The organism is Mycetocola sp. JXN-3, assembly GCF_014522285.1.
GTDB classification, from domain to species: Bacteria; Actinomycetota; Actinomycetes; order Actinomycetales; family Microbacteriaceae; genus Mycetocola; species Mycetocola saprophilus.
The window spans coordinates 981,959-998,816 of sequence record NZ_CP041635.1 but is presented as its reverse complement, the minus strand read 5'-3'; the positions used below and the strand labels follow the sequence as shown (position 1 = coordinate 998,816).

Below are 16,858 nucleotides of genomic sequence, written 5' to 3'. Positions count from 1 at the left end.
AATGATCACCGACCGCAGCCGGTACACACTCGCCCCCCTCGAGTAACAGGAAATAATTACAGAGTCTTCACTCTACAACGATTTTTGTTACATCCGTGAGTCGAAACTACTTCTTGACGATGTCCTCGTAGATCGGCTGGCTGTTCCAACCGAAGACCACATCGGAAACCTTGTTGCTGTATCCACCGTTGACGGTCGAGTACCACAGCGGGATAGCGGGCAGGTCCTTGAAGAGGATGGTCTGTGCTTCCTGGAACTTCTTGTTTGCATCTTCGATGCTGGTAGCGGCCAGACCCTCCTTCAGGAGTGCGTCAACCTGCGGGTTGGAGTACTTTCCATCGTTCGAGCTGGCGCCGGTGGCGTACAGCGGGGCGAGGAAGTTGTACAGACCCGGGTAGTCACCCTGCCATCCGGTGCGGAAAGCGGTCTGGATGGACTCGTTCACGACTTCCTGACGGAAGGCCGAGAATACCGGAACCGGAGCACCCGAGGCGTCGATGCCCAGGACGTTCTTGATCTGGTTGGTCACGGCGTCAACCCAGCCGGCGTGTCCACCGTCAGCGTTGTAACCGATCTGGAAGGTGCCGCTCCACGGGGAGATAGCGTCGGCCTGAGCCCACAGCTCCTTGGCCTTCTTCTCGTCGAAGTTCAGGACATCGCTGCCCTCAACGTCCTTCGAGTAACCGTCGATAACCGGCGAGGTGAAGTCGTGTGCCGGGGTACGGGTGTCGGAGAAGATCACCTTGGTGACCTGGTCGCGGTTGATGGCGTGCGAGATAGCCGCACGACGCAGCTCGCCCTCTTCACCCGAGAAGTGCGCCAGGCGCTCCGGGATGGTGAAGGACTGGAAGATAGCGGCCGGCTGGTTGATGGCGCGGTCGCCCAGGTCCTTCTGGAACGAAGCCAGGTCGGCGTCCGGGATTGCGTCCAGAACGTCGAGGTTGTTGCTGCGCAGGTCGGCGTAAGCGCCACCCAGGTCCGAGTAGAAGACAATGGTCAGACCCTTGTTCTTCGCCTCACGCGGGCCCTTGTAGGTGTCGTTCTTGACGAGCTTGATGCGCTCCTTGTGGGTCCACGCCTTGTCGCCATCGAGCTTGTAGGGACCGTTACCGATCGGGTGCTCACCGAAGGCGGTGATGTCCTTGGTAGCGTCCTTGGGCAGCGGCACGTAAGCCGAGTAACCCAGGCGCAGCTCGAAGTCCGAAACCGGCTGGTTCAGGGTGATGGTGAACTCGGTGTCCGAGACGACCTTGAGGCCGGTCAGGGGCGAGTCAGCATCGGCGTTGTAACCCTGGATGTCCTCGAAGAAGGAGGAGTTGTTCTGCTTGTTGGAAACCTGGGCAGCCCAGTTCCAAGCGTCCACGAACGAGGAGGCGGTAACCTTCTCGCCGTTGGAGAATACGCGGTCATCGTTCAGGGTGACGGTGTAGTTCTGCGAGTCGCTGGACTCGATCGACTTTGCAACGTCCATGCGGGGCTTACCCTTGGCGTCGTAGCTCACGAGACCCGAGAACAGCGAGGTGACGATACGTCCACCACCGGTCTCGTTGGTGTTGGTGGGCACGAGGCCGTTCTGCGGCTCGGAGCCGTTTGCGGTCACAATGCCCGCACCGTCTCCGCTGCCCGATCCGTTGTTGTCGCCACTGGTCGAGCAACCGGTGAGCACCAGAGCACTCGCGGCTGCAAGGGCAATGGCACCTACGCCAATGCGATTCAGCTTCATTATTCCTCCTGGAATGTGTCAGAACAGGCACAGAGATATACCCTGTGCGGGTTCTCTTGGATGACACCAGCGTAGATAGGTTTCGCTGGTTTCACCAAATAGACGCTCGGATTGTTACCGAGCGGATACACAGTTGGCATTCGCTTGTAATAAGTGAACAACGTTTGCCACAAACCCGTGCGGTCACTGAGTGGTTCCCAACAGTGTCACGTCCGACGGCTACGATGGTGAGCACTCTGAAGGGATTCCGCCATGTCACTACTTCCCGAGCGGGATGCCGCCTTTGCCGCACCACGCCGTCGCCTGGGGATAGAAATCGGCATCGTGTTGGCCCTCTCTTTGGGGGCCTCGGCGCTGTACTCGATCCTGACCCTGATCTCGCGACTCACCGCCGAAACCTCGCTCGGCAACCAGAGCGCCGGGATCAACCAGGCCACCTCGACCCGCGAATGGCTGGATTTCACCAACCAGTTCCTGGGGTTCGCGCTGGGGCTGGCACCCGTCGCGCTTGTCCTCTATCTCCTGTGGCGTCCGGGTTCTAGCCCGTTTGCGCAGCTCGGACTCGAGGTGCGTCCGCGGCTTTTGGGTCGGGATTTTGCCCGGGCCCTGTTTCTGGTGGCGGTGATCGGGGTTCCCGGCATCGCGCTCTATGCGGTCGGCCGCCTGCTCGGGATCACGGTGGCCGTGCAGGCCGCCCCGCCGGATCAGTACTGGTGGACGATCCCGATGCTGATCCTCGCCGCGCTCAAGGCGGGCCTGCTCGAAGAGGTCATCGTGATCGGCTACCTCTATAAGCGGCTGGATCAGCTCGGCTGGGGTACCTGGAAGATCATCATCGCCAGCGCCCTGCTGCGCGGCAGCTACCACCTCTATCAGGGCATCGGCCCGTTCTTTGGCAACGTGGTGATGGGCGTGGTCTTCGGGTGGTGCTATCGCCGCTGGGGGCGGGTGATGCCGCTGGTCATCGCCCACACCCTGATCGACATCATCTCGTTTGTCGGTTATCCGCTCGCCCTGGCCTGGTGGCCGGGAATCTTCGGGGTGAGTAAGTAGGACATGATTGCCGATTCTCGGACCGATCCTCGCTACGGCGAGGTGTATCAGGACAGTCGCTCGGTTTCGCGGCTGCTGGCCGGTCTCGCATACCTGGTTCTGGTGTTTTGTCTCTGGCCCCTCACCAACCAGCCCGGCGATCTGACCACCCCGCTCGGCGAGCGAGCCCTCCCGTTGCTGGCCACCGTCGCGGCGCTGAGCGTGCTCGGGATCCTGTTAATTCTGCGCACCCCGGATGGCCGACATCTCATCGGCTTCCCCGCCCTCCTCACCCAGGTGATTGTGTATGGCACCTTCGCGCTCCTCTTCCTGGGTTATGCCGCCGCGGGCCCCAACGATATCCCGGCCCGACCGGCGGTGCTCCCCACCCACTGGCCCGAATTCCTGGTGCACCACGGAGGCCTGTTTGTGTTGGTCGCGCAGCCGGTTCTGGCGCTGATTCGGCGACTCATCCGACCCGGGACCGGACGCTCGGCCCTGACGGTGCTCCTCATTCTCTTTCCGATGCTCTATTTCGCCGGGGCGGTCACCGTCTATGCCGACTCGGTCACCCACTAGTGTTGCGTCCCCAGCGCTCCCCAGATCACGTGACGGAGGGCGGGTCATGAGCGAACGGTATGGTCTCGTGCTGCGCATCGTCCTGAGCATCGGCTATGCCGCGCTGGCCCCGTTTGTGCTGGTGTGGACGGTCCACTTTAACGTTCACGCCGCTCCGCTCGTTGCGCTCATCCCCGAGTTTTTGACAAGCACGGCGATCACCACGGCGATGGCGCTGGCCCTGCTGATTCACATTGCTCGGGGAAAGCCGCTCATCCACTGGGTGGCCGGCATCCCTCAGATACTGCTCAATCTGGCGTTTATTCTGGTCATGGTGGTGCTGACGAGCACACCGCCCACGGATCCGGTTGGGGACGAAACGAGCCCCATGATTGTGCGCAACTGGCCATCTGAACTCGCACTGTTCACGCCCGCGCTGGTGATGATCGCGGTTCCGGTCATCATGTTTGTTCAGCGCGCCGCACGTCACCCACAGGTCCGAAAAACACTCGCCGTTTCGATGGTGGCGCTCCCGCTGGTTCTCCAGACGATCACGCTGCTCCTCGCCGTCTCTCGGGGGTTCTAGTGACCGAAAAATTGCCCGCGAAACGGCCGCCGGTTATCGTCCTCGATCCACTCGAAATCGTCTCGCGGCTGCTAGCCGGGGCTCTCTACGTTTTTGCTGTTCTCGCGATCGTCACGTGGACCAAGGGCCTGGGACCGCTATACGAATTCACCGGTGGCAACCTCGACGGTCTTCGCGGATGGACGGTCACATATGGAGTCGCGATGGCGCTGCTTGCCGCGACGCTGCTGATTCCCGTCCCCGGCGGACGGATGCTGGTGTCGCCGCTCGCTCTGGTTGTGGTCGGGGCCGGCTGCATCGTTTTCCTCATGGTTTTCGGCAACCCCGGCCCGCTCACCGCTTACTCGTCCGAGTGGTGGGGTGCGCTGCTCTTCAACAGCGTCTTTGTGTTGTACCCCGTGCTCGCGGTGCTGGGCTTTATTCGCTCGGTAATCCCGCATCGGGTGACTCGCCGGGTACTCGCGTGTGTACTTCTCGCGCTCGGTCCGGTCACCATCGTGACCCTCGCGCTTCTCACTGTTTCCACCTCCTGACCGGCAACACCGAGTGATGTGCATTGCTTAGTGTCACCATGACACTAAGCTGAAGTGAACCGCTCAAAACGTCCGGAGGCCACCATGATCACGTCCGCACCGATCGAACTCGCCGTGTCCACGGTCATCTTCGCGTTGCGCCCCGGGGACGATTCCGGCCGGCGAAAGGTCTGGCTTCCGCTGGTGCGGCGGATCCGCGAGCCACAGCAGGGGAAGTGGGCACTCCCCGGCGGCCCCCTCGAACCCGCACAGGAGCTCTCCGAGTCCGCGGCGTTCACCCTGAATGAGACCACCGGGCTCTCCCCCAGCTACCTCGAACAGCTCTACGCGTTCGGCAATGTGGGACGCTCCCCCGGTAACCGCGTGGTATCGATTATCTACTGGGCGCTGGTGCGGGAGGAGGAGGCAGCCGAGGCCGTGGTGACCGAAAACGTGCGCTGGTTCCCCGCCGATGAGCTCCCCGAGCTGGCCTTCGACCACGCGGAAATTGTTGAGTACGCACTCGGTAGACTGCGCGGCAAGCTGGAATACTCGAACCTCGGCCACGCCTTCGTGGGTGAGCTCTTCACGCTCTCGGCCCTGCGCGAGGTGTATGAGGCGGTGCTGGATAAGCGGATCGACCCGGCCAACTTCCGCCGCCAGGTGGAAACCAGCGGCCTGGTCCGGGCCACCGAGCAGGTGCAGACCGGCGGGCGGCATCGGCCGGCGCGACTGTACCGGTTTGGCACGGCCACCGGCGCCTCCGCCGTGACCGGCTAGCTCTCGCCGCATCGACCATAACGATTCCGACAAAACGGCGAGAACGCGACGGCACACGACACGGATTGGACCCCGGAAATCCGACGGGAACGTATTGTGGAATCATGAAACGAATCGTTCCGGCCCTGGCACTGGTCCTCCTCCTCGCGGGATGCGCTCCGACCGGCAAGGAAGCTCCCAGCCCCAGCCCGTCTGCATCGCAGCCCTCCGCCAGTTCGAGCCCGTCCGAAACCCCGAGCACGGATCCCGGTTCGCCCTCGGAGACGCCGTCCACCCCGGCGCCGTCGTCCTCCCCCTATAAGACGCCGACCCCGGGCAAGCCGGTTCCGGTTCCGCCCAAGGTGGACTCCACGGGTGAGCTCGCGGCCCAGACTCAGGCCGCCCTGCTGACCAGCCTCCAGGTCAGCAGCTTCAAGGAAACCTGCGATATCGGCGCACCGTACTGCTATATCTCGGCACTCACGGAGCCCAGCCCGGGCGTTGTTCTGGTGAACTTTACCTCGGGGGCGGAACCCGGAAATGCCGGACCGCTCGCCTCCGCCATCCTCTCCAGCGTGGCCGCCAACGTTCCGAACCTGCGCGAGGTTCGCACCGCGGTGGACGGAGTCCAGGCGGGATCTGCCACCCGCTAGCGGATACAACACAAAAGTGCCCCGGAATTCCGGGGCACTCTTGTGTTGGGACGTGTGTTTTAGTCCTCGGGCAGACCCGGCAGGGTGCCCAGGCCGTCCACGGCGGGGATCGCCGCGAGCAGGCGCCGGGTGTAGGGGTCGCGCGGGGAACGCCACACCTGCTCCACGGGGCCGTGCTCAACGATCTGTCCCTTGCTCATCACCGCTACCTCATCGGCGATGGTGCGCACCACCGCGAGGTCGTGGCTGATGAACAGCATCGACGCACCGGATTCCAGGGCCAGGCGACGCATCAGCTGCGCAACCTTCGCCTGCAGGCTCGCATCCAGTGAGGCGATCGGCTCGTCACCGATCAGCAGGTCCGGTCCCGAGGCGATCGCGCGGGCGATCGCGATGCGCTGACGCTGTCCACCGGAGAACTGGTGCGGGAAGCGGTTAGCCACCTCGGCGGGCAGTTCCACCTCTTCCAACAGACCGGCGACGGTCCAGCTGTCCCGCTGCGGGTGGATGCGCAGACCATCGGCAATCTGGCTCCCCACCGTGCGCCGCGGGTTGAGCGAGGCATACGGGTTCTGGAAGACCATCTGGATCCGCAGCAGCTCGGCCGGACGCGTCCGCATTCCCAGGGTCCGGATCGGCGTGCCCTTGAAGTGGATCGACCCCGAGTGGATCGGCTCCAGCCCGCACACCGCGCGGGCCAGGGTCGACTTTCCACAGCCCGATTCGCCGACGAGCCCCAGCACCTGCTTGGGGGCGAGTTCGAAGTTCACACCGTCCACGGCGGTCAGGGTTCCCTTGCCGGGCAGCTTGTACTGCACCCGCAGATCGTCCACGCTCAGCAGCGACTCAGTCATTGCCGGCCTCCTTCTCGGTCGCGGTTTCGGCGGCGGGTTTGGCAGCGGTTTCGGCCGCGGCATCAGTCGCGGACGCCAGATCCGCACCGGCACCCTCATGACTCGGCAACGCATCGATCAGCGCCTTGGTGTACTCGTGCTGGGGGTTCCGCAGCACGTTGTACCGGGTCCCCTCCTCCACGATTTCGCCCCGACGCAGCACCGCGATGCGGTCGGCCAGGCTGCTCATGACCCCGAGGTCGTGGGTGATCAGCAGGACCGCGAGGCCCAGCTCATCACACAGCCGGCGCAGCAGTCGCAGCACGCCCGCCTGCACGGTCACGTCCAGGGCGGTGGTGGGCTCATCGGCGATCAGGATACGCGGTTCGCAGATGATCGCCACGGCGATCGCGATCCGCTGCAGCTGTCCACCGGAGAACTGGTGCGGGTACTTCTTCAGCGCCGTCTCGGGCAGCGGCACCTTCACCTTGCGCAGCACGTCCAGTGCCCGCTCGCGCGCCTCCTTCTTGGAGACGCCGGTGTGGGCGCGCAGGTGGTCGGTCAGCTGACGCTCAATCGTGAGCATCGGGTGCAGCGAGGCGGTCGGGTCCTGGAAGACCATGCCCACGTGCTGGCCACGAATCTTACCCATCTCCCGCTCGGGGACGGTGAGCAGATCGCGCCCCTCGAAGGTGATCGCGCCGCCGGTCTTGGCGTTCTTCGGCAGCAGCCGCAGCATGGCCAGACCCGTGATCGACTTGCCCGAACCGGACTCGCCGGCCAGGCCGGTGATCTGACCGGGGATCAGGTCGAGGTTGATCCCGTGCAGGATCTCCTTCTCCCCGATCCGGATCGTCAGGTCGCGGATGGTCAGGCCATCCGAGGCGTTCGCATGACGAGCGCCGTCGTACTGGTTGTCTAGCTGGCTCACATTGCCCTCCCCTGCACCGCATCCTGTGCACGCGGGTCGAGGGAATCGCGCAGCGAGTCCCCAATAAAGTTGAACGCCATCACCACGGTGAAGATCGCCAGTCCCGGGAAAGCGGCGATCCACCAGGCGGAGAACTGCTGTACGCCGTCGGAGACCATCGCGCCCCAGTCGGGCAGCGGCGGGGTGGCGCCGAGGCCCAGGAAGCTCAGGCCCGCGAGCAGCAGGATCGCGGTTCCCACATCCAGCATCGCCAGCACGAAGACCGGCGAGAGGACGTTGGGCAGGATGTCGCGGCGCAGCGTGGTGAACGGGCTGTTACCCAGCAGTCGGCCGGCGACCACGTATTCCTGACGCCGGGCCGAGATCACCAGGGAGCGGGTCACTCGGGCGTAGGCGGGCCAGGAGACGATCAGCATCGCGATGACCGCGTTGGTGAGGCTCGGGCCGAGGGCCGCGGTAATCACCATCGCCAGGATGATGGTCGGAAAGGCGAACACTAGGTCGGCGATCCGCATGATGATCTCGTCCACCGCGCGCCCGAAGTACCCGGCGATGGCACCCAGGGTGCCGCCGACCACCATCGAGGCGACCACGAGGGCCAGGGCGAGCGGCATCGAGATGCGCGCACCGCTGATCACGCGGCTGAGAACATCGCGGCCCACGGCGTCGGTACCAAACAGGTGTTCGCCACCGGGCGGCATGAGCCGGTCAAAGTCCTGGGCGAGCGGATCGAACGGGGCGAGGATCGGCGCGAAGATCGCGATCAGCACCCACAGGGCGGCGATTGTGATGCCGGTGATCGCCAGCGGCGTGCGGAACGCCGGGGCAATCTTCAGCCAGCGGCGCCGCTTGGCGCGCTGGGTCAGGATGTCGGCGCTCATGCGACCCTCACTCTCGGGTCGATGACCCCGTACAAAACATCCACCAGGAAGTTCAGTCCGATGTAGACAAAGCCCACGATCAGACCGACACCCATGATGGCGGGCAGGTCCAGCTTGGTCGCGGCGGCAAACGAGTACTCACCCAGGCCGTGCCAGGAGTACACCTTCTCCACCAGGACGGTGCCGGAAAGCAGCGCCCCAAACGCGAGGCCCAGGACCGTGATGATCGGAACCAACGCACCACGCAGCACGTAGCCGAAGACCACGGTGCGGCGCGGGAGTCCCTTGGCGGTGGCGGCCTTGACGTAGTCCAGGTCGAGCACCTCCAGCACGGCCGAGCGGGCGAATCGCGTCAGCAGACCGATCGTGTAGAGGGCCAGCACCGAGGCGGGCAGTACCAGGTGATAGACGGCATCCCAGAAGGTGCCCCACTGCCCGGCGATCAGCGAGTCCACGGTGTACAAACCGGTGACCTGCGACGGCGCGATGGACACCGGATCAAGGCGCCCGGAACCGGGGAAGACCCCGAGCACAAAGAAGAAGACGTAGTAGACCACGAGGGCCAGCCAGAAGGTCGGCCAAGACAGACCGATCAGGCTCACCACGCGGATGACCTGGTCGATGATCGTGCGCTGCTTGAGCGCGGCCCAGAGTCCCAGGCCGATGCCGATCAGGGTCGAGAAGACAATCGCGGCCAGGGCCAGTTCGATCGTCGCGGGCACCGCCGAGGCGAGCTCGTCGGCCACCGGCATCCGGGTCTGGGTGGACACACCGAAGTTCCCGTGCAGCACGTTGTTCAGGTAGGTGAAGTACTGCGCCACGAGCGGCTGATCCAGGCCGTTATCGGCGCGGAACTTGGCCACGATCGAGGGATCGGCGGCCGCCTGCTCCCCCAGGGCCGCCTGCACCGGGTCGGCGGGCACCAGGTTGGTGAGGATAAAGGTGACCACGGTCACCCCGAACATCAGCAGGACACTCAGGCCGAGCCGTATTGCGACGTAGCGCACGAAGGGGGGAATGCCCCTCCGTGCGCTACGGTCAGCCGTCTGAGTCTGGACGGCGGCAGTGTTACTTGATGAGGGCAAGGTCCACGGTCCAGACCGGGTTGGTGGTCACCGAGGTGATGCTCGGGGCGGTGACGATGCTCTGAGCCGGCTGCAGCAGCGGCACGAACGGTCCGCTCGCGTTGAGCTCCTTCTGCCAGGCCTCGTAGGCGGCGGCACGGGCGTCTCCGGTGGCGGCCTTGGCGGCGTTTGCCAGCTCGGTCACCTTGGGGTCGGCACCCGCGGGCCAGCCTGCACGCAGACCGACGAGCTCACCGGGCGAGAACACCAGGTAGTTCGAGGCGTCCGGGAAGTCCGGACCCCAGTACCAGAGACCCACAGTCTCGGTGCCGTTGCGGTAGGCGTCCAGCTCGGTGGCCACCGGGGCCGGAGCCAGGTTGATGTCGATACCGACATCCTTGAGCTGTGCCTGCACTGCCTCGGCCACGTTCTGCAGCGAGAGACCCTGCACGGTGATGTCGTTGGGGAAGTTCAGGGTGACCTTCTCGCCGTTGTATCCCGAGACCTTGAGGGCCGCCTTGGCGGCCTCGACGTCGCGCTGGTTGCCCTGCTTGGCGTCGACCGCACCCACGAACAGCGAGGGGATCGGACCGCCGGGGCGAACCGAGCCCTTACCGGCCATCTTGACGATCTTGTCGTAGTCGATGCCCAGCTTGACGGCCTTCAGGAAGTCCGGGTTGCTGGTGATCTGGCTGACGTCCTTGTTCTGGTTCAGCAGCAGGAAGATCATGTAGCGCGAGGGGTCCGAGGTGATCTTCACCTTGGAACCGGCGAGCTCGGCAACCTGGTCGGGGTTGAGGTCGAGGGCTACCTGCGACTCGCCCTTCTCCACGTTCAGCTTCTGGGTCGGGCCGGCCACGTTGCGCAGAACCACGCGCGAGTAGGCGGGCTTGGGGCCGTTGTACTCGGGGTTGGCGGTCAGCACAACCTGCTTGGCCGCATCGAAGGACTCCAGCTTGTAGGGTCCCGAACCGGCGGAGGTCTTGTTGAGGAAGGCTTCGGCCTTGTCGCTCTCGGTGTCCGAGCCACCGTTTGCTTCGACAACCTTCTTGTTCACCACCGACAGTGCGGGGTTCGGCAGGATGAAGGGCAGGGCCGGGTTGGGCTCGGCCGAGGTGAGGGTCAGGGTGTCATCACCGGTCTTGGCAACGGTGACGCCATCAAGCAGGAACGAGGGGTTTCCCTTGACGCCCTGGACGCGGGTCAGCGAGAACACGGCGTCGTCCACGGTCACCGGGGAGCCATCGGAGAACTTGGCTCCGGGCTTCAGGGTGAGGGTCATCACGGTGTTTTCGGGGTTCATGGTGTAGCTGGCCAGGCCGTCGACGGGCTTGGTGACGTCGTTGCCCTCGAAGGTCAGCAGCGTCTGGTAGAGCGCCTTGGCGACGATCGACCCGGTGGTCTCGTACTGGCGGTTGGGGTCGGCGGTCTTCAGGTCGAACGAGGCATCAACCACGAGGGACTTGCCTGCGTCACCCCCTCCGGCTGCACCGTTGCCGCCGCCGGCGCAACCCGACAGCGCGAGGGCGGCCGCGACGACCAGACCGGCTGTGGCGGCGCTTTTCCTCGAGAACTTCATGTTGTGGCCTCCTCTTTGTTACCCGAGATGGATAACTATTTACAAAAGTTATGTGATTCGCGATTATTGTGTCAAATACGAAAGAAAATTGCGATATTCGTTCTTTGATTTGCCGAGTATGTGGCATTTCATCCAGGATCCGCAGAATAATTCCATCCCCGGGGAGACAGAATGCAACTCGACGATATTCACATCCGCATGGTTGACCTGCTGCGGCGTAACGGACGACTGTCCATCGCGGCGCTGGCGGACCAGCTGGGGATCTCCCGTTCCAACGCCTACCAGCGTTATGACTGGCTGATTGAGTCCGGTGTGATTACCGGTTTTACCGCCACCCTGGATTTCCGGGCGGCGGGGTTTGGCGTGGCCGCGCTGGTGTTTGTGTCACTCGAGCAGCAGCAGTGGGGTGAGTTTCGTGAGCGTCTGAAAACGGTGCCGGAACTGGAGTATTTCGCGGTGACCGCCGGCGAGCATGACGGCATGCTGTTGGTGCGTGCGGCGGACGTCGCGGCAATTCATGAGCTTGTGGCGTTGAATCTTGCGCAGTGGTCCTGCATCAAATCCACCGAGACGGTGTTCGTGATGGATGAGCAGTGGGATCGGGTCAGCCTGGGTGCTGGCTTTGCCGGCCGGGCGCTGCGTTCGCCCGGAGAGTGGGCGGGGGAATCCCCGCTGGGTTCCACCCGGCACCTGCGGATCGCGGAGCCGGGTGAGGAGGATGAGGGCGCACCGTTGCGCTAGCTCATCCCCCACCAAATGGATGGACTGCCCGAGGCCTTCCGCGCCTCCGAAATATCATTCGCGGCGGCACCGGAGGCATCGGGCCCGGACGGTTTAGTTCGCGGCCACCTCGCGGCACACGCTGAGCTGCGGCTCGCCGCCCGCACCGACGTAGAACTCGGTCAGACGCAGCAGGCCGTCGGCCTGACGGGAGATGATCGTGGTGTCGTTGCCGTGCACCAGGTTGCCGTTCTTCGAGCGGTGGTTGTAGGACATGTGCAGGGTGTCACCCTCGCGGATGCCGGAGAAGCGACCCTCGATCACGGTGTCACCGGTGTAGTCGCCCCACACCACACCCTCGTTCTCGAAGTAGCGGAACAGGGTCGGCTCGGCGGCCACGACGCTGGTGGTGGACGTGACCATTTCGAACACCACGTTGTTCAGCGAAACGTCTTCACGTTCGCCCTCAACGGCGCTGAAATCTACGGCAATATTGGCCTGAATCATGGGATTCTCCAGTCGGAAAATGGGGCGCTCCCGGGGAGCTGCGGGGATCGGGGTGACCGCACAGGGTCACCGGGGTCACGTTACACCAGTTGTGGGGGTCACCACGTCAACGCTGTACCAGTTCAATCACCTCGCGAGCATTCAGCAGTACGTCCGCACGGTCATAACGAGGAACCGATTCTCCGTCAAAGAAAGCATCCATGATCTGCATAATCTCGCGCACCGTGGTAATCCGTAGATAGGCAATGAGGAGCCTAATATCCTCGAGATCTTTCGCCCGATACGCGGACATCTTCATCGCCAAAAGCACGCGCGGGGATGCCACCTCGTACGTCAGCCCACCGGTTCTCCTATGCATGGTGCTCTCCAACGATTCCCCTCCCGGGATAAACGCTGATGCATTGAAGCTCAGCCAATCCGGAGGAAGGCGCTCATCACGCGCAATTTGTGATGCAATGTCTCTCAAGACCTCCCGCTGGGCCGAATGTGCATCGATATCCAGCGTGGCCGTTGTGCGACCATAGGCGATAGTCATCGCAGCCCCACCGATGATGTACAGGTTTGCTGTCTGCCCACGCGCGCTGAGCTCCGCACCGAGACGGTCCAAGAGTTCAAGTATGCGTGCGTTTCCGAGCCCGAACACCATTCGACCCTACGCGGTTGCCAAATCTGAAAGTTCGTACCAGACGTTCTTTTCTGCCAAAGATACGGGTGCAAGTTCGCGAATTCGTGTGCGGTAGTTTTCGGTGAGGTCTCGCTCCGCTCGGAGGTAAACCGGCGTCGGGCTCGGTTCACGTGCCGTCCAACTCGGCGCAGTCTTCCCAGAGGTTTCATATGCCAATCGCACGGCCGATGTGGAAAGGGTGTCCCATCGAGCGTTCCCCGTAAGCCCGGGAGCAGACCCCGACGAATAGATTTGCGGGCGCTCTGCCTCAGCAACGGCCTCCCGAAAAATCTCGGAAATTAGCCGAATAGCAAACAACTCTTCACCCAGCGCGATGCACTCGCCCAGGGTTTTAAAGTGTTGTGCCAACTGGCTAGTCATGCACCGATCATAACTCAGCTAGGTTCCGATCGACCTGGTTCATCCGGGGTTCTCATTCGGGGAAGCTGGCAAAGCTCGCGCGAACAACCCAATACCAAGCAAACATGTTCCTCACCTCTGAAAGAATGTCCGCATGAGTGATGAGCGAGACGCATATCTGGATTCGGTGCTGATCGGCGGACGGGAGATCCCCGCCATCGTGGTGGTGCCCTATGACGAGACCTGGCCAACACGCTTCGAATCGCTGTCCGAGCGAATCCTGGCGGCGCTCGGCCCGGTCGCCCTCTCCGTGCAGCACATCGGCTCAACCTCCGTGCCCGGCCTCGCGGCCAAGCCCCTCATAGACGTTCTGCTCACCGTCACCGACGTGGAAACCGAGGACGCCTACGTGCCCGCGATGGAGGCCGCGGGCTTTGTGCTGCGCGTGCGCGAAGACCACCACCGGATGTTCCGCACGCCTAAAAAGGACGTGCACATCCACGTCTATCAGCCCGAACACTCGCAGGTCAGCGACTATATTGCCCTGCGCAATCACCTGCGCGCTAATGCGGATGACCGTGATCTCTACGCGCGGACCAAACGTGCTCTCGCCGAGCAAACCTGGTCGGATATGAACGACTACGCCGATGCCAAAACCGACGTGATTGCGGAGATTCTGGGGCGAGCCCGGGGTCGCCAAGCCGAGTAGCCCCCAGGATTCGCGCGCAAAACGGCCAGTCTTTCACGGAGAGCGGACCGCGTTCATCTCCCGGGGTCGCGCGATGATGTCATGGAATTACTGCGGCTTTTTGTGGGACCGTTGCGCCGGACGTGGGCGAAAAGAGGTAGGCCACCACCAACGATGGCGTGACGCTCTCTCGGCCCTTCGTTGCCCCCTGGCAAGATAGTCCTCCAACGCCGCGTCGAAGACTTCCGGAACCAATTCGAGTGGTGCAACGCCCATCCTCTGTCCGGCCAAGGCCTCATGGATTCTTCCGGGAATCGCACGCATTCCGCCGGAAGTGTTCACCGAACGTCTCAGTTCCTCACTCGACTCCGTAAGCCGGATGTCCCAGGTGGATGGATCGATCTCGGCGAACCCGGAGCCCACCAGTTTCGCCATTGCGCGTTCGACCCGTTCCCGGGAGGGAACATCGACGTCAAGCATGTCCCACCCCGACAGCAGGAATCCAATCGACAACGGGCGCTGGGTACTGGGCACCAGCGTCAGGATGATGGCTGCGTCGAATCTATCGGTGTCTTCCACACAGGCAGGTTAGTACATGGCGATCCGATCGCGTGCCAGAACCGCTCAACACGTCATCGCCGGCACCCCGCGCCGGCGCACGATACCGCCCCAAAAAGCGTGGCCGCCGAGAACACGAGTTCACGGCGGCCACGTACAAGTTGACGGAGCGTCAAGGATTAGACGTTGAAGCGGAACTCCACCACGTCGCCATCCTGCATGACGTATTCCTTGCCCTCCATGCGGGCCTTGCCCTTGGAGCGGGCCTCGGCGACTGAACCGGTCTCCACCAGGTCGGCGAACGAGATGATCTCGGCCTTGATGAAGCCACGCTCGAAGTCGGTGTGGATCACACCGGCGGCCTGCGGGGCCTTGGCACCCTTGGGGATGGTCCAGGCGCGCGACTCCTTGGGGCCGGCGGTCAGGTAGGTCTGCAGCCCCAGGGTGTCAAAACCGATGCGGGCGAGCTGGTCGAGACCGGACTCGGTCTGACCGGTCGAGGACAGCAGCTCTGCGGCGTCCTCCTCGTCCAGGTCGATCAGCTCGGACTCAAGCTTGGCGTCGAGGAAGATCGCTTGTGCGGGGGCAACCAGGGCGGCCAGCTCGGCGCGCTTCTCGTCGCTCTGCAGGACCTCCTCATCCACGTTGAACACGTAGATGAAGGGCTTGCCGGTGAGCAGACCGAGCTCGCGCACGGGCTCCAGGTCGATCTTGGTGGCCGAGAGCGGGGTGCCGGCGTTCAGTGCGGCGAGGACCTCATTAGCGGTCTCCAGGGCGGCGGGATCGATGCGCTTGCCCTTGACCTCCTTTTCCAGACGCGGGATGGCCTTCTCAACCGTCTGCAGGTCCGCGAGGATCAGCTCGGTGTTGATGGTCTCCATGTCGCCGGCCGGGTTGACCTTGCCATCCACGTGCACCACGTCGGAGTCGGCGAATCCACGCACAACCTGGGCGATCGCGTCGGCCTCACGAATGTTTGCCAGGAACTGGTTTCCCAGGCCCTCACCCTCACTCGCTCCGCGCACGATGCCCGCGATGTCCACGAAGGAGACCGCGGCGGGCAGGATCTTCTCGCTGCCGAAGATCTCGGCCAGCTTGGTCAGGCGCGCGTCGGGGAGGTTCACCACCCCGACGTTGGGCTCGATCGTCGCGAACGGGTAGTTCGCCGCGAGCACCTGGTTCTTGGTCAGGGCGTTAAACAGGGTTGACTTGCCAACGTTGGGCAGTCCGACAATTCCGATAGTGAGGGCCACGAGGATCTATCGTACCCGGCGAGAAGGACCGGGGCCAGCCGAGCGCGCGCGGCGAAGGTTCTGAGCATCCGTTATTCTCACACGCTGCGTTGTTAGCCTGCGCTTCATCTGCTCGCTCACAACGGCAACCTCGAGGACACTCATGCGCACATCAGGCACTCCTAGCACGCCCCTCTCGCTCACCCTGTCCCGAGCGGGAGAGGTCCCGCTCTACCGTCAGCTCGCCGCCCAACTCCGCGGAGCCATTGCCGACGGGACGCTTCCGCCGGGAAGCCGGCTCGACAACGAAATCGTGCTGGCAAACCGGCTGGGGGTCTCTCGACCGACCGTGCGTCGCGCGATTCAGGAGATCGTGGAAGAGGGACAGCTGACCCGCCGTCGCGGGGTCGGAACGCGCGTCGTCCACGTCCGCATCACCACGGCGGTCGAGACGCTGGGCATCGTCGAGACCCTGGAACGCGACGGACACCATCCCGAAGTCCGGATACTCAACCGGCACACCCTGCCGGCGATCACGCCCATTGCCCGGCTCCTGGGGTGCGCTGTCGACACCCCCGTTCTGCGCCTACGACGTCTCCTCACCAACAATCAGGAGCCCTTCGCGGTCCTCACGGACTTTCTGCCCGCGGGGCCCGGCGGCCCCGCATCCCAAAATCAGGGACTCTCCGGCTTCGATTCGCTCCTGCACGCCGCGGGAATTCGCATCCGTAGCGTCGAGGAACGGCTAATCTCGCGGCCGCCCACCGATACCGAAACCGAGCTTCTTCGCCTCGGATCTGACGGGGTCATCCTGGAGCGAACCCGCGTACTGAAGGACCCCGATGGCGGGCCGGTGACCGTGGGCATCCACGCATTTCGGGGTGATCTGATCGCCGTGGGCGTCACCGCGAGCCTGGGCTCGGCGTGACCATCGACGAAGCGGATGCCCCGGTCCACCCTTCCTCCACAACCTGGGGTTTCTCCTCGATTTTCCACAGTTAGCTCCCATCCACCGAGG

The 16,858-nt window shown here is 63.6% G+C and carries 20 protein-coding genes; 9 read left to right on the top strand and 11 right to left on the bottom strand.

All coding sequences use genetic code 11. The features are described 5' to 3' along the window. Nucleotides 1-106: 106 nt before the first annotated feature. Nucleotides 107-1,723 carry an ABC transporter substrate-binding protein gene (locus C7C57_RS04620; RefSeq protein WP_030148479.1) on the bottom strand — a complete coding sequence of 539 codons (1,617 nt, stop codon included), beginning with the start codon at nt 1,721-1,723 and terminating at the stop codon, nt 107-109. Nucleotides 1,724-1,975: 252 nt separating this feature from the next. Between C7C57_RS04620 and C7C57_RS04615 the strand changes: the two genes are divergently transcribed. From C7C57_RS04615 to C7C57_RS04590, 6 genes are all read left to right on the top strand, one after another. Then, on the top strand, nt 1,976-2,776 hold the full coding sequence (locus tag C7C57_RS04615; RefSeq protein ID WP_187977763.1) for a CPBP family intramembrane glutamic endopeptidase: 801 nt from the start codon (nt 1,976-1,978) through the stop codon (nt 2,774-2,776). A 3-nt stretch (nt 2,777-2,779) separates the two neighbouring features. After that, nucleotides 2,780-3,334, top strand: a complete 555-nt coding sequence (locus tag C7C57_RS04610) for a hypothetical protein (protein WP_187977762.1) — start codon at nt 2,780-2,782, stop codon at nt 3,332-3,334. 46 nt (nt 3,335-3,380) lie between these two features. Then, nucleotides 3,381-3,899: a hypothetical protein gene (locus C7C57_RS04605; RefSeq protein ID WP_187977761.1), complete on the top strand. Its 519-nt coding sequence runs from the start codon at nt 3,381-3,383 to the stop codon at nt 3,897-3,899. Further along, the gene (locus tag C7C57_RS04600) at nt 3,899-4,432 is read left to right on the top strand and encodes a hypothetical protein (protein WP_187977760.1); all 534 of its coding nucleotides are present in this window, start codon (nt 3,899-3,901) and stop codon (nt 4,430-4,432) included. The genes C7C57_RS04605 and C7C57_RS04600 overlap by 1 nt, the downstream gene beginning before the upstream one ends. An 84-nt stretch (nt 4,433-4,516) precedes the next feature. After that, on the top strand, nt 4,517-5,191 hold the full coding sequence (locus tag C7C57_RS04595) for an NUDIX domain-containing protein (RefSeq protein ID WP_187977759.1): 675 nt from the start codon (nt 4,517-4,519) through the stop codon (nt 5,189-5,191). Nucleotides 5,192-5,295: 104 nt separating this feature from the next. Next, complete coding sequence (locus tag C7C57_RS04590) at nt 5,296-5,823, top strand: hypothetical protein (protein ID WP_187977758.1); 528 nt, start codon at nt 5,296-5,298, stop codon at nt 5,821-5,823. A gap of 59 nt (nt 5,824-5,882) precedes the next feature. On the opposite strand, the gene C7C57_RS04585 is transcribed toward C7C57_RS04590, so the two are convergent. From C7C57_RS04585 to C7C57_RS04565, 5 genes are all read right to left on the bottom strand, one after another. Further along, complete coding sequence (locus tag C7C57_RS04585) at nt 5,883-6,677, bottom strand: ABC transporter ATP-binding protein (protein ID WP_187977757.1); 795 nt, start codon at nt 6,675-6,677, stop codon at nt 5,883-5,885. Beyond that, nucleotides 6,670-7,587 (bottom strand): ABC transporter ATP-binding protein, encoded by a 918-nt coding sequence (locus tag C7C57_RS04580; RefSeq protein WP_255505774.1) that lies wholly within the window; start codon nt 7,585-7,587, stop codon nt 6,670-6,672. Before C7C57_RS04580 ends, C7C57_RS04585 begins: the two co-directional genes overlap by 8 nt. Further along, entirely contained in the window at nt 7,584-8,468 is an 885-nt protein-coding gene (locus C7C57_RS04575; protein ID WP_030148471.1) for an ABC transporter permease, read from the bottom strand. Before C7C57_RS04575 ends, C7C57_RS04580 begins: the two co-directional genes overlap by 4 nt. Then, nucleotides 8,465-9,475, bottom strand: a complete 1,011-nt coding sequence (locus tag C7C57_RS04570; RefSeq protein WP_255505773.1) for an ABC transporter permease — start codon at nt 9,473-9,475, stop codon at nt 8,465-8,467. Before C7C57_RS04570 ends, C7C57_RS04575 begins: the two co-directional genes overlap by 4 nt. Before the next feature lie 61 nt (nt 9,476-9,536). Beyond that, complete coding sequence (locus tag C7C57_RS04565; protein ID WP_187977756.1) at nt 9,537-11,111, bottom strand: ABC transporter substrate-binding protein; 1,575 nt, start codon at nt 11,109-11,111, stop codon at nt 9,537-9,539. A gap of 171 nt (nt 11,112-11,282) precedes the next feature. Here C7C57_RS04565 and C7C57_RS04560 point away from each other — a divergent pair, with 171 nt between their 5' ends. Next, nucleotides 11,283-11,852, top strand: coding sequence for an Lrp/AsnC family transcriptional regulator (locus C7C57_RS04560; protein ID WP_030148468.1), 570 nt, complete (start codon nt 11,283-11,285; stop codon nt 11,850-11,852). Nucleotides 11,853-11,945: 93 nt separating this feature from the next. On the opposite strand, the gene C7C57_RS04555 is transcribed toward C7C57_RS04560, so the two are convergent. The 3 genes from C7C57_RS04555 to C7C57_RS04545 form a co-directional block, all read right to left on the bottom strand. After that, the gene (locus C7C57_RS04555) at nt 11,946-12,338 is read right to left on the bottom strand and encodes a hypothetical protein (RefSeq protein ID WP_211250776.1); all 393 of its coding nucleotides are present in this window, start codon (nt 12,336-12,338) and stop codon (nt 11,946-11,948) included. A 106-nt stretch (nt 12,339-12,444) separates the two neighbouring features. Further along, nucleotides 12,445-12,984 carry a DUF6036 family nucleotidyltransferase gene (locus C7C57_RS04550; protein WP_255505772.1) on the bottom strand — a complete coding sequence of 180 codons (540 nt, stop codon included), beginning with the start codon at nt 12,982-12,984 and terminating at the stop codon, nt 12,445-12,447. 6 nt (nt 12,985-12,990) lie between these two features. Beyond that, complete coding sequence (locus C7C57_RS04545; RefSeq protein WP_187977754.1) at nt 12,991-13,383, bottom strand: hypothetical protein; 393 nt, start codon at nt 13,381-13,383, stop codon at nt 12,991-12,993. Nucleotides 13,384-13,516: 133 nt separating this feature from the next. Between C7C57_RS04545 and C7C57_RS04540 the strand changes: the two genes are divergently transcribed. After that, nucleotides 13,517-14,071 (top strand): GrpB family protein, encoded by a 555-nt coding sequence (locus C7C57_RS04540; RefSeq protein ID WP_187977753.1) that lies wholly within the window; start codon nt 13,517-13,519, stop codon nt 14,069-14,071. An 87-nt stretch (nt 14,072-14,158) separates the two neighbouring features. Here C7C57_RS04540 and C7C57_RS04535 read toward each other — a convergent pair whose 3' ends face one another. Together C7C57_RS04535 and ychF are read right to left on the bottom strand one after the other, a co-directional pair. Beyond that, nucleotides 14,159-14,629, bottom strand: a complete 471-nt coding sequence (locus C7C57_RS04535; protein ID WP_187977752.1) for a hypothetical protein — start codon at nt 14,627-14,629, stop codon at nt 14,159-14,161. A gap of 158 nt (nt 14,630-14,787) precedes the next feature. Beyond that, complete coding sequence (ychF, locus tag C7C57_RS04530; RefSeq protein ID WP_187977751.1) at nt 14,788-15,861, bottom strand: redox-regulated ATPase YchF; 1,074 nt, start codon at nt 15,859-15,861, stop codon at nt 14,788-14,790. 142 nt (nt 15,862-16,003) lie between these two features. On the opposite strand from ychF, the gene C7C57_RS04525 reads away from it, so the two are divergent. Beyond that, nucleotides 16,004-16,768 (top strand): GntR family transcriptional regulator, encoded by a 765-nt coding sequence (locus tag C7C57_RS04525; RefSeq protein ID WP_187977750.1) that lies wholly within the window; start codon nt 16,004-16,006, stop codon nt 16,766-16,768. Nucleotides 16,769-16,858 lie beyond the last annotated feature (90 nt).

What these genes read in the sequence shown, in the direction of transcription:
- C7C57_RS04620 (WP_030148479.1), bottom strand. Translation starts at nt 1,723, where the DNA reads ATGAAGCTGAATCGCATTGGCGTAGGTGCCATTGCCCTTGCAGCCGCG.
- C7C57_RS04615 (WP_187977763.1), top strand. Translation starts at nt 1,976, where the DNA reads ATGTCACTACTTCCCGAGCGGGATGCCGCCTTTGCCGCACCACGCCGT.
- C7C57_RS04610 (WP_187977762.1), top strand. Translation starts at nt 2,780, where the DNA reads ATGATTGCCGATTCTCGGACCGATCCTCGCTACGGCGAGGTGTATCAG.
- C7C57_RS04605 (WP_187977761.1), top strand. Translation starts at nt 3,381, where the DNA reads ATGAGCGAACGGTATGGTCTCGTGCTGCGCATCGTCCTGAGCATCGGC.
- C7C57_RS04595 (WP_187977759.1), top strand. Translation starts at nt 4,517, where the DNA reads ATGATCACGTCCGCACCGATCGAACTCGCCGTGTCCACGGTCATCTTC.
- C7C57_RS04590 (WP_187977758.1), top strand. Translation starts at nt 5,296, where the DNA reads ATGAAACGAATCGTTCCGGCCCTGGCACTGGTCCTCCTCCTCGCGGGA.
- C7C57_RS04585 (WP_187977757.1), bottom strand. Translation starts at nt 6,677, where the DNA reads ATGACTGAGTCGCTGCTGAGCGTGGACGATCTGCGGGTGCAGTACAAG.
- C7C57_RS04575 (WP_030148471.1), bottom strand. Translation starts at nt 8,468, where the DNA reads ATGAGCGCCGACATCCTGACCCAGCGCGCCAAGCGGCGCCGCTGGCTG.
- C7C57_RS04565 (WP_187977756.1), bottom strand. Translation starts at nt 11,111, where the DNA reads ATGAAGTTCTCGAGGAAAAGCGCCGCCACAGCCGGTCTGGTCGTCGCG.
- C7C57_RS04560 (WP_030148468.1), top strand. Translation starts at nt 11,283, where the DNA reads ATGCAACTCGACGATATTCACATCCGCATGGTTGACCTGCTGCGGCGT.
- C7C57_RS04555 (WP_211250776.1), bottom strand. Translation starts at nt 12,338, where the DNA reads ATGATTCAGGCCAATATTGCCGTAGATTTCAGCGCCGTTGAGGGCGAA.
- C7C57_RS04550 (WP_255505772.1), bottom strand. Translation starts at nt 12,984, where the DNA reads ATGGTGTTCGGGCTCGGAAACGCACGCATACTTGAACTCTTGGACCGT.
- C7C57_RS04545 (WP_187977754.1), bottom strand. Translation starts at nt 13,383, where the DNA reads ATGACTAGCCAGTTGGCACAACACTTTAAAACCCTGGGCGAGTGCATC.
- C7C57_RS04540 (WP_187977753.1), top strand. Translation starts at nt 13,517, where the DNA reads ATGAGTGATGAGCGAGACGCATATCTGGATTCGGTGCTGATCGGCGGA.
- C7C57_RS04525 (WP_187977750.1), top strand. Translation starts at nt 16,004, where the DNA reads ATGCGCACATCAGGCACTCCTAGCACGCCCCTCTCGCTCACCCTGTCC.